This is a genomic window from Myceligenerans indicum (assembly GCF_016742955.1).
GTDB lineage: Bacteria > Actinomycetota > Actinomycetes > Actinomycetales > Cellulomonadaceae > Myceligenerans > Myceligenerans indicum.
This window is the reverse complement of record NZ_JABBYC010000001.1, coordinates 385,284-398,541: the sequence shown is the minus strand read 5'-3', so window position 1 is coordinate 398,541 and position 13,258 is coordinate 385,284. Positions and strand designations below refer to the sequence as shown.

Here is a 13,258-nt window from a genome sequence, read left to right as displayed (position 1 = left end):
GCTGCCGCCTCCTTCTGTGTCATGCGGGACACCCGCCCCCGGTCGGCCGGCATCATCACAGCTTCGCCATGGTCGATCATGCCGCCTCCTTCTGTGTCATGCGGGACACCCGCCCCCGGTCGGCCGGCATCATCACAGCTTCGCCATGGTCGATCATGCCGCCTCCTTCCGGGCCTTCCGGGCCTCTCGCGGGGTACGACGGCGGTCCGGGTCCGGCAGCCGGAAGATCGCGCGCACCAGCGGCGGCGCCGCGATGAACAGCACGATCAGGGACTGGACGACGAGCACGATGTCGTTGGGCACACCCTCCGAGGCCTGCATCGCCGTGCCGCCCGCCTTGAACGCGCCGAACAGGATCCCGGCGGCGAGCACACCCCACGGGTTGGAGCCGCCGAGCAGGGCGACGGTGATCGCGTCGAACCCGATGCCGGCGTCGATGTCCCCGCCGAATCCGGTGGTGACCTGCCCCAGCACCTGGGAGGCACCTGCGATGCCGACCAGGCCACCGGCCACGAGCATCACCTTGACGGTGGTCCAGGGGACGTCGATGCCGGCTACCCGTGCGGCGCGCGGGTTCTCGCCGACCGCGCGGAAGGCGAAGCCCTGCGAGGACCGGTTCAGCAGCCACCAGACGAAGACCACGGCGGCGAGCGCCAGCACGAAGCCCCAGTGCAGGTTGTAGCGCTCGCCGAGCAGGCCGGGGAGCTGCGCCGAGGCCGGTGTGGGCGGCGCCTTCGGGTTCGAGGACCCCGGCGCCTGCAGCAGGCCCGGCGTCGCCAGGAGGTAGGCCACCAGGTAGAAGGCGATCCAGTTGAGCATGATCGTCACGATCACCTCGTGCGCTCCGGTCCGGGCCTTGAGCAGGCCCGCGATCCCGGCCCAGACCGCGCCTCCGGCGATGCCGGCGGCGACGGCGAGGAGCGTGTGCACGCCGAACGGAAGGCCGGTGACCCCGAAACCCACCCAGCCGGCGGCCGAGGCCGCGATGAGCATCTGCCCCTGGCCACCGATGTTGAGCAGGCCCGCGCGGAACGCCAGCGCCACGCCCAGCCCTGCCGCGATGAGCGGCGTCGCGTAGTTGAACGTCTCGGTGAGCGGGCGGATCTGTGCCGCGAAGCCGTCCGCGCGCGGGTTGAACACCGCGCCCCGGAACAGCGCGGAGTACGCGCCTCCGATGGAGTCGCCCAGCGCCGTGAACAGGTCGCCGGGCCGTGCGAAGAAGTACCCGGCGGCCGAGGTCACACGCTCGTCCGTGAACGCGATCATCACCGACCCGACGAGCACGGCGAGCAGGATCGCGCCCGCCGCCACCGTCCACGGGTGGCTCATCGTCTGCTGCAGGGCGTGGGCGAGCCGGTCGGCCGTGTCTTCCCCGGCGTCCAGCCCCGCTGGTGCACCCGACTCGCGGGCCACCTCCTGCTCCAGTTCCTCGGAGAGCCCCGGCTCCTTCTCCGGCCCCGGTTCCGGGGTGGGCTCCTGACTCTGGTGGCTCACGCGGCCTCTCCTCCGTGCTCAACCGGCGGGATCCCCGCCATCATCAGTCCGAGGGTGTCGCGCGGCGTCGTCGACGGCACGATCCCCACCACTCGTCCGCGGTACATGACCATGATCCGGTCGGCCAGGGCGGTCGCCTCGTCGAGTTCGGTCGAGACGACGACCACCGGCACCCCGGCGTCGCGGGTGGCCACGATCTGCTTGTGGATGAACTCGATCGAGCCGACGTCGACCCCGCGCGTGGGCTGCGCCGCCACGAAGAGGCGCAGGTTCCGCTTGAGCTCGCGGGCGAGCACGACCTTCTGCTGGTTACCGCCGGAGAGGCGCCCCACCGGGGTGTCGATCCCCAGCGTGCGGACGTCGTACTCGGCCACGGCGGAGCGGGCGAAGTCGTCGCGGTAGGCCAGCTGGAGCGCACCCGAGCGCACGAACGGCGGCCCGTCGGAACGGTCGAGCATGAGGTTCTCGGCGATGGTGAACTCGCCGACCAGCCCGTCGTGGGTGCGGTCCTCCGGGACGAAACCGACGCCCCGGTCGAGCACCTTGCGCACGCTGCGACCTGTCAGCTCCTCGCCGTCGAGCGTGATGCTTCCCGACACGTCGTCCTGCAGGCCGAGCAGGGCCTCGGTGAGCTCGGTCTGGCCGTTGCCCTGCACGCCGGCGACGGCGAGCACCTCGCCGCCCCGCACCTCGAACGACACGTCGTCGACGACGACGGCCCCGGCGTCGTCGACGACCTGCAGGCCGCTGACCCGCAGCAGGCCGGTGGAGTACCGGGGCTCGTCCTTGTGCACGGTCAGCTCGACGGCGCGGCCCACCATGAGCGAGGCGAGGTCGGCGTCCGAGGCGGTCGGGCTCGCCTCTCCGACCACCTTGCCGTGCCGCACCACGGTGATGCGGTCCGCGACCTCGCGGACCTCGCGGAGCTTGTGGGTGATGAAGACGATCGAGGCCCCGGAGTCGCGCAGCTGGCGCATGATGGCCATGAGCTCGTCGGTCTCCTGGGGTGTGAGCACCGCCGTCGGCTCGTCGAAGACCAGGACGTCGGCGTTTCGCGACAGCGCCTTGATGATCTCTACCCGCTGCTGCACGCCCACGGGCAGGTCCTCGATCAGCGCGTCCGGGTCGAGGTGGAAGCCGAACCGCTCGGAGATCTCCCGGACCTGCCGCCGCGCCGACTCGACATCGAGGACGCCGCCGCTGCCGGGCTCGTGGCCGAGCATGACGTTCTCCGCCACGCTGAACACCGGCACCAGCATGAAGTGCTGGTGCACCATCCCGATACCGGCCGCCATCGCGTCGCCCGGCCCGGCGAAGTGCTGGACCTCGTCGTCCAGCAGGATCTCGCCCTCGTCGGCCTCGTACAGCCCGTACAGCACGTTCATGAGGGTCGACTTGCCCGCGCCGTTCTCACCGAGCAGGCAGTGGATCTCCCCCGGCTCGACCGTCAGGTCGATGTGGTCGTTCGCGACCAGCGCCCCGAACCGCTTTGTGATACCCCGCAGCTCCAGCCGCATGTCATTCCTCTCCGCAGCTCTACGTCGTTGCCGCTACCCGTCTCATTGACGCACTCCGGGGCCGCGAGCGGCAAACGCGCGCGGCCCCGGAGCGGTGAGCGTCATTCGGACAGGTAGGACTTCACCTCGACCTCGCCGCCGATGATCGACTCGCGGAGCGACTCGACCTCCGCCATGAGCGTCGGGTCGACCTTGTCCTCGAAGTTGTGCAGCGGGGCCAGGCCCACGCCGTCGTTCTCGAGCGTGCCGATGTACGGCGTCGGGTCGAACTTGCCGTCCGCGGCCTGCTGCACGGCCTCCGACGTCGAGACGTCCATGCCCTTGAGGATCGAGGTCAGCACGATGTCCTGCGTCGACGGGTCGGTCTCGTACAGGTCCGCGTCCACGCCGATCAGCGCGATGTCCTTGCCCGAGTCCTCGATCGCGTTGATCGCGGACTGGTAGATCGGGCCGCCGACCGGCAGGAGCACGTCCACGCCCTGGTCGATGACGTTCGTCGCCGTGTTCTTGGCGGTGGCGTCCGCCTCGAAGCCGCCGGTGAACGAACCGGTGTCGCCGTTCCAGCCGACGACCTCGACGTCGGCGTCCTTGACCTCGTTGTAGTAGTCGACGCCCTGCCGGAAGCCGTCCATGAAGATCGTCACGGTCGGGAACTCCATGCCGCCGAACGTCCCCACCTTGCCGGTCTCGGAGTAGCCGGCCGAGAGGTAGCCCGCGAGGAACGCCGCCTCGGCGGTGTTGTACAGCAGGGGCTTGATGTTCTCGGCGTCCGCCTGACCGTCGCCGTCGCCGTCGGCGGGATCGTCGATGAGGATGTAGTCGATGTCGGGGTTCGCCGTGGCGGACTCGATCGTGGCGGCCGACAGCGCGAAGCCGACGGTCACGATGGCGTCGCATCCCTCGTCGACGAGCGACTGGACGTTGCCCTGGTAGTCGCTCTCCGTGTTGGACTCGACTTCCTTCGTCTCCGCACCGATGGCGGCGGCCGCGCTCTGCAGGCCCTCGAAGCTGAGCTGGTTGAAGCTCTTGTCGTTGAAGCCGCCCGCGTCGGACACCATGCACGGCAGGAAGTCGGTGGTGGCCTCGTTGCCGCCGGACTCCTCGGGCGCGGTCCCGCAGGCCGAGAGTACGAGTGCCGCAGCACCGGTCAGCGCGGTAAGCGCTACAGCCTTCTTCACCTGTTGCTCCTCGATGGGTTCCTTCGGGTCTTGGTCAGACCCCGTAAGGGACCGAGATTAACCAGCGCCCACCGGGATTCACGTATCGAGGCGGTTACGACGACAAGTCGTTACCGAAGCGTCATCGAGACACAGGCGATTCGCGCGGAACATGCCACCATCGCACAACGGGCTCAGCGGGCCGCGTACTGCGCCAGCATGCGGACCGCGACGCCGATCGCGCGCTCGTCCACGATCAGGTCGCCCTGGTGGATGTCGTACGTGCGGCCCCCCGGCGTGCGGGTGCCGAGGCGCGCCATCGTCCCGCGGACCCGGGTCAGGTACCAGCCGAAGTCCTCGCCGCCCATCGACTGCTCGGTCAGGACGATCGCGTCCGGGCCGACCGTCTCGCGGATCGCTTCCTCCAGGGCCGTGGTCTCGGCGGCGTCGTTGTCGACGGGCGGGACGCCCCGGGTGTGGTGCACGGTGACCTTGACGTCGTACGGGCGCACCACCTGCTCGACGACATCACGTACCAGTTCTCCGGCGTTCTCCCAGGCGGTCACGTCCAGGCAGCGCAGCGTGCCCTTGACGGTGCCGGTGGACGGGATGACGTTGGGCGTGCTGCCCGCCTGCACGGTCCCCCAGGTCAGGTTGACCCCGGAACGCGGGTCGAGCCGCCGCCCCAGCGCCGCCGGGACCTGGGTGATGACCTGCCCCAGTGCGAACACGACATCCCCGGTCAGGTGCGGGCGCGAGGTGTGCCCGCCGGGCGACGAGACCGTGACCGAGACCGCGTCCGCGGCCGAGGTGATGGAGCCGATCCGCGTGCCGACCGTGCCGACGTCGATCTTGGGGTCGCAGTGCACCGCGGCGATGCGCTCGACGCCGTCGAGCTCCGGCGTCCCGAGGACGTCCAGCGCGCCGCCGGGCATGACCTCCTCGGCCGGCTGGAAGAAGAGCCGCACGCCACGGGTCAGCAGCCCTTCGGCCGCGAGCCGTGCCAGCACGAGACCGGCGCCGAGCACCGCGGTGGTGTGGACGTCGTGACCGCAGGCGTGCGCGACTCCCGGCGAGGTGGAGGCGAACTCGACCCCGCTGGTGTCCTGCAGCGGGAGTGCGTCGAGATCCGCGCGCAGCGCCGTTCGCGGGCCCGCGCCGTCCGGACCCACGTCGCAGACCAGGCCGGTGCCGTCCAGGAGACGCGGGCGCAGCCCGGCGGCGTGCAGGCGCTCGGCCACGACCGCCGTGGTCCGCGACTCCCGGCGCGAGAGCTCCGGGTGGGCGTGCACATCCCGCCGGAACGCGATCAGCTCGTCCCGCAGCTCCTCCGCGAGCTCGACCACACGACGCGCGATGGCCGCGCGCGAACCCGGCGACGCGGTGGTCGAAACGATCTGATCGAGCTCCGCCATGCTCATGGCGGGATGGGTAGAAGTCACCTGCCCCACTGTAACGGGGGTCACACACCCCCGCGCTCTCGCGTCCCACGATCTGGGACCGACATGTGAACGCGCCGGGGCATCGTCTACAGGAGGTCATCCAGGTCGCGGGCGCGCATGGCGTCCACCACCCGCTTGACCTGCTGGGCCCGCGCGCGCGTGGTGACGAGCAGAGCGTCGGGGGTGTCGACGACGACCACGTCGTCCAGCCCCAGCACGCTCACGAGGCGGCCGCTCGCCGGGACCACCACGGATCCGGCGCTGTCGATCCGAAGCACGTCGGCGGTGTCGCCGAGCACCTTGGAGCCCTCGTGGTCGTCGGACGGCAGGAGCGCGGCGAGGGAGTTGAAGTCACCGACGTCGTCCCAGCCGAACGTCCCGGGAACGACGGCGACCCCGCCGGCGTCGGCCACCGGCTCGGCGATGGCGTGGTCGATGGCGATCTTCTCCAGCCCCGGCCAGACCTCCGCCAGGACGCGGTCGCGGTCGTCGGTGTCCCAGGCCTTGGCCACGGCGCGCAGCCCGTCGTGCAGTTCGGGACGCTGTTCGGCGAGGTGGCCCAGCAGCACGGAAGTCTTCACGACGAACATCCCGGCGTTCCACCGGTACTCCCCGGAGGCGATGTACCCACGAGCGGTCGCGGCGTCGGGCTTCTCGGTGAACCCGCGCACGTGCTGGGCACTCGGCGCGCCGTCGACGCCGAGCGCACCGTCGGACCGGATGTAGCCGAACGCCACCGACGGCCGCGACGCCGCGATGCCGATGGTGGCGACGTAGCCGGCACGGGCGGCCGCGACCGACTCGCGCACGGCGCTCTCGAAAGCCTGCTGGCCGGAGATGACGTGGTCGGCGGCGAACGACCCGATCACCACGTCGCCGTGCCGCTCGGCGAGGACGGCGGCAGCCAGGCCGATGGCAGCCATCGAGTCGCGCGGGGCCGGCTCGGCGAGCACGTCCTGCTCGCCCAGCCCGGGGAGTTGCGCCCGGCTGGCGGCCACGTGATGGGCACCGGTGACCAGCATGATGCCGGCATCGCCCGCCAGCGGCCGCAGGCGGTCGACGGTGGCCTGGAGCAGGGTGCGGCCCGAGCCGGTCAGGTCGTGCAGGAATTTCGGGGCCCTGCTGCGCGACAGCGGCCAGAGCCGGGTTCCCGACCCGCCCGCGGGGATCACGGCGTGGAATCCTTCGACAGGTCCGGCGGCGGCCTCGGGTGCGGCATGGCTGGTGCCCGCGGGGTTGCCCATGGATGCAGCATAGTGACGTGGGTTCGGCGGGCGACATCTCCCCTGTGCGATCAATCACAAATCGACCATGTCACTGGCCCGAACCACTCCCCTGGGACGGAGGATGCGACCGGGTGTCACTACAGTGGGAGGCGCCTGCCTCAAACGTTCACCGGAAAGCCATAGGAGGCTCCCGAAGTGCCCACCGCACAAGGCGGCACGCTCTATCGCGGCCGCGAAGGCATGTGGTCCTGGGTCGCGCATCGCGTGACCGGATTCGCGATCTTCTTCTTCCTGCTCGTCCACGTCACGGACACAGCGCTGGTACGCGTGTCGCCCGAGGCCTACAACGCCGTGATCGGCACGTACCAGACGCCGCTCATGGGACTCGGCGAGGCGGGCCTCGTGGCCGCGATCGTCTTCCACGCGTTCAACGGCATCCGGATCATCCTCGTGGACTTCCTCGCCAAGGGGCCCCGCTACCAGAGGGTGATGCTCTGGATCGTGCTCGGTCTCTTCGTCGTGACGATGGCGGGCTTCCTGCCACGTCACCTCATGAACGTCTTCGGAGGCCAGTGATGACCAACGCGACACACGGAACCCCGGCCGTGGCCGAGCGCGTCGGCACGCTCGACGCCCCCCGCTCCCCCTACGTGCGCAAGAAGACGACGCGCGGCAACTACGAGCTGTACTCCTGGGTGTTCATGCGGGCATCCGGCGTGGTCCTCGTGGTGCTGGTGTTCGGTCACCTGTTCGTCAACCTCATGGTCGGCGACGGCGTCGAGGCGATCGACTTCGCCTTCGTCGGTGGCAAGTGGACCAACCCGTTCTGGCAGGTCTGGGATCTGCTAATGCTCTGGCTGGCGATGATCCACGGGACCAACGGTCTGCGCACGATCATCAACGACTACGCGGAGCGCGACGTGACGCGCGGCGTCCTCAAGGGCCTGCTGTACCTGGCCTTCACGATCGTGGTGGTGCTCGGCACGCTCGTCATCTTCACGTTCGAGCCGTGCCCCGCGGGCGCGGACCCCGAGCTGCTCGCCTCGTTCTGCACCGCCTAGGAGAGAAGTCTTGATCACTCACCAGTACGACGTCGTGATCGTCGGTGCGGGCGGCGCGGGCATGCGCGCCGCACTCGAGTCCTCGACCGAGGCTCGCACCGCGGTCATCTCCAAGCTCTACCCCACCCGCTCTCACACCGGTGCCGCCCAGGGCGGCATGTGTGCCTCTCTCGCCAACGTCGAGGAGGACAACTGGGAGTGGCACACGTTCGACACCGTGAAGGGCGGCGACTACCTGGTCGACCAGGACGCCGCCGAGATCATGGCCAAGGAGGCCATCGACGCGGTCTTCGACCTGGAGCGCATGGGCCTGCCGTTCAACCGCACGCCCGAGGGCCGCATCGACCAGCGCCGCTTCGGCGGGCACACCCGCAACCACGGTGAGGCCGCGGTGCGCCGCGCCTGCTACGCCGCGGACCGCACGGGCCACATGATCCTGCAGACGCTGTACCAGAACTGCGTGAAGCAGGACGTGGAGTTCTTCAACGAGTTCTACGTGCTCGACCTCATCACGGACCGCGACCTGGCCACCGAGGACGTCGAGGAGGGCGCCGAGGTCAACGCGACCGGCGTGGTCGCCTACGACCTCGCCACCGGCGAGATCCACGTCTTCCAGGCCAAGGCCATCGTGTTCGCCACGGGCGGCGCGGGGAAGATCTTCAAGACGACGTCGAACGCCCACACCCTGACCGGCGATGGCATGGCACTGGCCTACCGCCGCGGGCTCCCGCTGGAGGACATGGAGTTCTTCCAGTTCCACCCGACGGGCCTGGCCGGGCTCGGCATCCTCCTGTCGGAGGCGGCACGCGGTGAGGGCGGCATCCTGCGCAACGCCGAGGGCGAGCGCTTCATGGAGCGCTACGCCCCGACCATCAAGGACCTGGCGCCCCGCGACATCGTCGCCCGGTCGATGGCCAACGAGGTGCGCGAGGGACGCGGCGCGGGACCGAACAAGGACTACGTCCTGCTCGACCTGACGCACCTGGAGCCCGCGCACATCGACGCGAAGCTGCCGGACATCACCGAGTTCGCGCGCACCTACCTCGGCATCGAGCCGTACACGGAACCGGTGCCCGTCTACCCCACGGCGCACTACGCGATGGGCGGCGTGCCGACCAACGTGGCCGGCGAGGTGCTGCGCAACGGGCACGACGTCGTCAAGGGCCTGTACGCCGCCGGCGAGGTGGCGTGTGTGTCGGTGCACGGCTCGAACCGCCTGGGCACGAACTCGCTGCTCGACATCAACGTGTTCGGCAAGCGCTCCGGGCGTTCCGCCGCGGCGTACGCGAAGACGGCGTCGTTCATCGACCTTCCCGAGGACCCCGCGACGCGGGTCGAGGCCCAGCTCACCGAGCTGCGCGAGCGGCCCGAGGGCGAGCGCATCGCCGACATCCGCCGGGCCCTGCAGGAGACGATGGACGCGAACGCCCAGGTGTTCCGGACCGGCGAGTCGCTCAACCGGGCGCTGGCGGACATCCGGGAACTGCGCAAGCGTTACGAGAACGCGTCCGTGCAGGACAAGGGCAAGATGTTCAACACGGACCTCCTGGAGGCGGTCGAGCTGGGCTTCCTGCTCGACATCGCGGAGGTCACGGTGGTCGGCGCGCTGAACCGGAAGGAGTCGCGCGGCGGGCACTACCGCGAGGACTTCCCGGACCGCGACGACGCGAACTACATGCAGCACACGATGGCGTACCGGCGGCCCACCGCCGCGGCCGACGAGGCCGACGGGCACATCGCGGGCTACTTCGATCACGTCGAGGAGTTCGACGGCTACAAGGTGGTGCTGGGCTCCAAGACCGTGACCCAGACCCGGTACGAGCCGATGGAGCGGAAGTACTGATGACTGCTGTGATGGAGAAGGCCGACGCAAGCACGAGGACGGGCGACGTCCCGAGCTTCGACGTGACGATCAGGGTCCGCCGGTTCAACCCGGAATCGGCCGGCGAGTCCGGTGTCGAATCGAGATGGGACGAGTTCCACATCACCGCGTACGGCACGGACCGCGTGCTGGACGCGCTGCACAAGATCAAGTGGGAGCACGACGGGTCGCTCACGTTCCGCCGCTCCTGCGCGCACGGCGTGTGCGGGTCGGACGCGATGCGGATCAACGGCCGCAACCGCCTGGCGTGCAAGACGCTGCTGAAGGACGTCAACCCCGACAAGCCCATCACCGTGGAGCCCATCAAGGGGCTGCCCGTGGTGAAGGACCTCGTGGTCGACATGGAGCCCTTCTTCGCGTCCTACCGCGAGATCATGCCGTTCCTCATCACGAACGGGAACGAGCCCACCAAGGAGCGCATCCAGTCCGCCGAGCAGCGCGAGCGGTTCGACGACACCACCAAGTGCATCCTGTGCGCCGCGTGCACGTCGAGCTGCCCGGTGTTCTGGACCGACGGGCAGTACTTCGGCCCGGCCGCGATCGTGAACGCGCACCGGTTCATCTTCGACAGCCGTGACGACGGCGCCCAGCAGCGCCTGGAGGTCCTCAACGACAAGGAGGGCGTGTGGCGCTGCCGCACGACCTTCAACTGCACCGAGGCCTGCCCCCGCGGCATCGAGGTGACCAAGGCGATCCAGGAGGTCAAGCGCGCGATGATCACCCGCGCGTTCTGACCCGGTTCCTCGGACGAGGGAGCGCCCGGCCGCCGACGCGGTGCGGGCGCTCTTTCGTTCCCGGGAGACAGCCCCGGCGGCCGGCCGGGACAGACCGGCTCGGACCGACCGGGCTCGGACCGGCCGGCTCGCCCGACCGGGCGCGGCGGACGGCCAGGAGCGTGGTCAGCCCTTGCTCGGTGCCGCGGCCCCGGCGTGGCGCCCGCCGGCCTCCGCCGCCCAGGCGCACGACAGCAGCAGGACGCGCGCCACCAGGTTGACCAGGATCAGAACGCCGACCAGGACCGCGAAGCCCGCCAGGAGCGCGTTGCGTGAGGCGGACTCCAGGATGATCGAGCTCCCGGCCCAGCGCAGCACCCCCGTCGTCACGCCGACCACGCCGGCCGCCGCGAGAAGCTCGCGGCGTGGGATGCGCACCCCCGCCACGTAGCGGATCACCCCGGCGACGACCATCGCGTCGACGACCACGCCGACGAGGATGCCGAGCGCCTGCACGACGACGCGGCTCGCACCCCCGAGCCCGATCTGGTCCAGCAGCCAGGGTGCCGCCGTGCTCACCGCGACGCCGAAGGCCGCAGCCACGAGCACCCCGGCGAGCAGCAGGACGAAGCCTGCGAGCTGCAGCAGTCGCGCGACCACGACGTTCGGACCGTCGTCGGACAGGTCGAACATGGAACGCACCGCGACACGCAGCGCCCCCATGAACCCCGTCGCGGACCACAGCAGCACGACGACGGCGATCACCGACGTCACGTTGAACCCGCTCGTCAGCAGCAGTTGCTCCGGCTTGATCGCCCCGCCGGAGCCGGTGTCGATCAGCCCCGGGATCCAGCGGTCGACCTGCGAGAGCACCTCCTCCCGAAGCTGCGCGTCCCCGCCCAGCACCGCCGAGAACGCCGTGTACCCGATCGTCAGACCGGCGAACAGGGAGAACAGCGCCGTGTACGCCATGCCACCGCACAGCACGTTCCCGCCGCGCTCCGAGTACCGCGCGAGGGCGCGCCCGGGCCGGGAACCCTGCCACCACTGCCAGAGCTGCCTCAGGTCACGCATTGCCGCGTCAGCGCCTCAGGCCGAACTCACGCTGAGGCCGCCATACCCCGTCGTCCCCGTGCTCGTACTGCCAGAAGCCGCCCACCTGGAAACGCGCCTCGAAGTCCCGCAGGGCCTCGAACGCCTTGTCGAGGCGGTCGTCGGGCACCTCGTGCGCGATCGTCACATGCGGGTGGTAGTTGAACCGGAGGTCCTGGGCGAGCATCCCGGTGCGCACCCGCGACTCGATGGTCTCGCACTCGGCGATCCCCTGGGCGAGTGCGACGAACACCACGGGTGACACCGGACGGAACGTGGCGGTCCCGCGCAGCACCACCTCGAACGGCCGCATCGACGCGGCGACCTCCTCCAGGTGGTCCCGCACCTTGTCGAGGTCCGCCTGGTCGATGACGGTGGGCCCCAGCAGCGTGATGTGGGGCGGGATCAGGGCTGCGAGCGGGTCGCCCGCCGCCGACCGCGCGGCGGCGAGCTCGGTCGCGTACGGCTCCGGCACCGCGACCGCGATCCCGATGCGCGCCTGACCGGGCGCACGTTCCGGGATGTTCACCGCTCGGTCTCGGAGGTCGGGCTTCCGGGCCGCGTCCACGTGGCCGCCTGCCCGGCGCGCGCGGGAAGCAGCCCGAAGCGTTCCTTGATCCGCTCCAGCACCGGCTGCGCGATCGCGCGCGCCCGCTCGGCGCCGTCGGCCAGGACCGCGTCGAGCTGCGCCGGGTCCTGCAGGTAGCTGTTCGCCCGCTCCTGGAACGGCTCCAGGAAGGCGACGACGGCGTCGGCCAGGTCCACCTTGAGGTGGCCGTAGCCGCGGCCGTCGTACTCGGCGGCGATGTCGTCGACGCCTCGGCCCGTGACCGAGGAGAAGATCGTCAGCAGATTGGAGATGCCGGGCTTCTCGGCCGGGTCGAAGCGGACACCGTAGGTCTCGTCCGCGTCCGTCACGGCCGACCGGATCTTCTTGGCCACACGCTTGGTGTCCTCGAGCAGAAGGAGCGAGCCCTTGCCCGCCTCCGACTTGCTCATCTTGGCCGTCGGCTCCTGCAGGTCGAAGATCTTCGCGACGCCGGAGACGATGTGGGCGTCGGGGACGACGGCGGTCCCGTCGCCGAACCGGGTGTTCAGGCGCTCCGCCAGGTCCCGGGAGAGCTCCAGGTGCTGACGCTGGTCCTCGCCGACGGGCACCAGCGCGGCGTCGTACAGCAGGATGTCCGCGGCCATGAGCACGGGGTAGGTGAACAGCCCGACGGTGGTGCCCTCGGTGCCCTGCTTCGCCGCCTTGTCCTTGAACTGCGTCATGCGGCTCGCCTCGCCGAACCCGGTCTGGCAGGACAGCAGCCAGGCCAGCTCCGTGTGCTCGAGCACGTGCGACTGCACGAGCAGGATCGAGCGTTCCGGGTCGACCCCGCCGGCCAGGTACTGGGCGGCGGTCCGCCGCGTGCGTTCACGCAGCACCGCGGGATCCGGGTGGACCGTGAGGGCGTGCAGGTCCACCACGCAGTAGAGCGCCTCGTACGAGTCCTGCAACGCCACCCACTGCTGCAACGCACCGATGTAGTTCCCGATGGTCAGCGAGTCGTGGGTGGGCTGCATCCCGGAGAAGATGCGCTGCTTGACGGGACGATCGGCCACGGCCGTTGGCCCCGCCGCAACCTGAGTTTCGGACGGCATGGGGAACATTCTGGCAGGCCGCACCCCGAG

12 protein-coding genes are annotated in these 13,258 nt (G+C 70.2%); 4 read left to right on the top strand and 8 right to left on the bottom strand.

The annotated features are described in order from the left end of the window. Positions 1-153: 153 nt before the first annotated feature. From HGK34_RS01680 to HGK34_RS01660, 5 genes are all read right to left on the bottom strand, one after another. Positions 154-1,494: an ABC transporter permease gene (locus HGK34_RS01680; protein ID WP_307815650.1), complete on the bottom strand. Its 1,341-nt coding sequence runs from the start codon at positions 1,492-1,494 to the stop codon at positions 154-156. After that, positions 1,491-3,011 carry an ABC transporter ATP-binding protein gene (locus HGK34_RS01675; RefSeq protein WP_201844798.1) on the bottom strand — a complete coding sequence of 507 codons (1,521 nt, stop codon included), beginning with the start codon at positions 3,009-3,011 and terminating at the stop codon, positions 1,491-1,493. The genes HGK34_RS01680 and HGK34_RS01675 overlap by 4 nt, the downstream gene beginning before the upstream one ends. Before the next feature lie 101 nt (positions 3,012-3,112). Next, positions 3,113-4,189, bottom strand: a complete 1,077-nt coding sequence (locus tag HGK34_RS01670; RefSeq protein ID WP_201844797.1) for a BMP family lipoprotein — start codon at positions 4,187-4,189, stop codon at positions 3,113-3,115. 173 nt (positions 4,190-4,362) lie between these two features. After that, positions 4,363-5,589: an amidohydrolase gene (locus HGK34_RS01665; RefSeq protein ID WP_201844935.1), complete on the bottom strand. Its 1,227-nt coding sequence runs from the start codon at positions 5,587-5,589 to the stop codon at positions 4,363-4,365. Between the two features lie 107 nt (positions 5,590-5,696). Further along, positions 5,697-6,854, bottom strand: coding sequence for a mannose-1-phosphate guanylyltransferase (locus HGK34_RS01660; protein ID WP_201844796.1), 1,158 nt, complete (start codon positions 6,852-6,854; stop codon positions 5,697-5,699). Between the two features lie 177 nt (positions 6,855-7,031). On the opposite strand from HGK34_RS01660, the gene sdhC reads away from it, so the two are divergent. Genes sdhC through HGK34_RS01640 form a run of 4 tightly spaced genes read left to right on the top strand, consistent with a single transcriptional unit; the run spans position 7,032 to position 10,513 of the window. Continuing rightward, a complete protein-coding gene (gene sdhC, locus HGK34_RS01655) occupies positions 7,032-7,412 on the top strand; it encodes a succinate dehydrogenase, cytochrome b556 subunit (protein WP_201844795.1) in 381 nt (126 codons plus the stop codon). Continuing rightward, positions 7,412-7,897 (top strand): succinate dehydrogenase hydrophobic membrane anchor subunit, encoded by a 486-nt coding sequence (locus HGK34_RS01650; RefSeq protein ID WP_201844794.1) that lies wholly within the window; start codon positions 7,412-7,414, stop codon positions 7,895-7,897. The genes sdhC and HGK34_RS01650 overlap by 1 nt, the downstream gene beginning before the upstream one ends. Positions 7,898-7,907: 10 nt before the next feature. Then, positions 7,908-9,740: a succinate dehydrogenase flavoprotein subunit gene (sdhA, locus tag HGK34_RS01645; protein WP_201844793.1), complete on the top strand. Its 1,833-nt coding sequence runs from the start codon at positions 7,908-7,910 to the stop codon at positions 9,738-9,740. Next, positions 9,740-10,513: a succinate dehydrogenase iron-sulfur subunit gene (locus HGK34_RS01640; protein ID WP_201844792.1), complete on the top strand. Its 774-nt coding sequence runs from the start codon at positions 9,740-9,742 to the stop codon at positions 10,511-10,513. The genes sdhA and HGK34_RS01640 overlap by 1 nt, the downstream gene beginning before the upstream one ends. Before the next feature lie 165 nt (positions 10,514-10,678). Here the strand turns inward: HGK34_RS01640 and HGK34_RS01635 are convergent, their stop codons facing one another. From HGK34_RS01635 to trpS, 3 genes are read right to left on the bottom strand one after another with little or no spacing between them, the layout of a single operon-like run. Continuing rightward, positions 10,679-11,566 carry a YihY/virulence factor BrkB family protein gene (locus HGK34_RS01635; RefSeq protein WP_201844791.1) on the bottom strand — a complete coding sequence of 296 codons (888 nt, stop codon included), beginning with the start codon at positions 11,564-11,566 and terminating at the stop codon, positions 10,679-10,681. 7 nt (positions 11,567-11,573) lie between these two features. Then, positions 11,574-12,113 (bottom strand): 2'-5' RNA ligase family protein, encoded by a 540-nt coding sequence (locus tag HGK34_RS01630; RefSeq protein WP_201844790.1) that lies wholly within the window; start codon positions 12,111-12,113, stop codon positions 11,574-11,576. Continuing rightward, on the bottom strand, positions 12,110-13,228 hold the full coding sequence (gene trpS, locus HGK34_RS01625) for a tryptophan--tRNA ligase (protein ID WP_244666266.1): 1,119 nt from the start codon (positions 13,226-13,228) through the stop codon (positions 12,110-12,112). Before trpS ends, HGK34_RS01630 begins: the two co-directional genes overlap by 4 nt. Between the last annotated feature and the right edge of the window lie 30 nt (positions 13,229-13,258).

What these genes read in the sequence shown, in the direction of transcription:
- HGK34_RS01635 (WP_201844791.1), bottom strand. Translation starts at nt 11,566, where the DNA reads ATGCGTGACCTGAGGCAGCTCTGGCAGTGGTGGCAGGGTTCCCGGCCC.
- HGK34_RS01660 (WP_201844796.1), bottom strand. Translation starts at nt 6,854, where the DNA reads ATGGGCAACCCCGCGGGCACCAGCCATGCCGCACCCGAGGCCGCCGCC.
- HGK34_RS01640 (WP_201844792.1), top strand. Translation starts at nt 9,740, where the DNA reads ATGACTGCTGTGATGGAGAAGGCCGACGCAAGCACGAGGACGGGCGAC.
- HGK34_RS01675 (WP_201844798.1), bottom strand. Translation starts at nt 3,011, where the DNA reads ATGCGGCTGGAGCTGCGGGGTATCACAAAGCGGTTCGGGGCGCTGGTC.
- HGK34_RS01665 (WP_201844935.1), bottom strand. Translation starts at nt 5,589, where the DNA reads ATGAGCATGGCGGAGCTCGATCAGATCGTTTCGACCACCGCGTCGCCG.
- HGK34_RS01650 (WP_201844794.1), top strand. Translation starts at nt 7,412, where the DNA reads ATGACCAACGCGACACACGGAACCCCGGCCGTGGCCGAGCGCGTCGGC.
- trpS (WP_244666266.1), bottom strand. Translation starts at nt 13,228, where the DNA reads ATGCCGTCCGAAACTCAGGTTGCGGCGGGGCCAACGGCCGTGGCCGAT.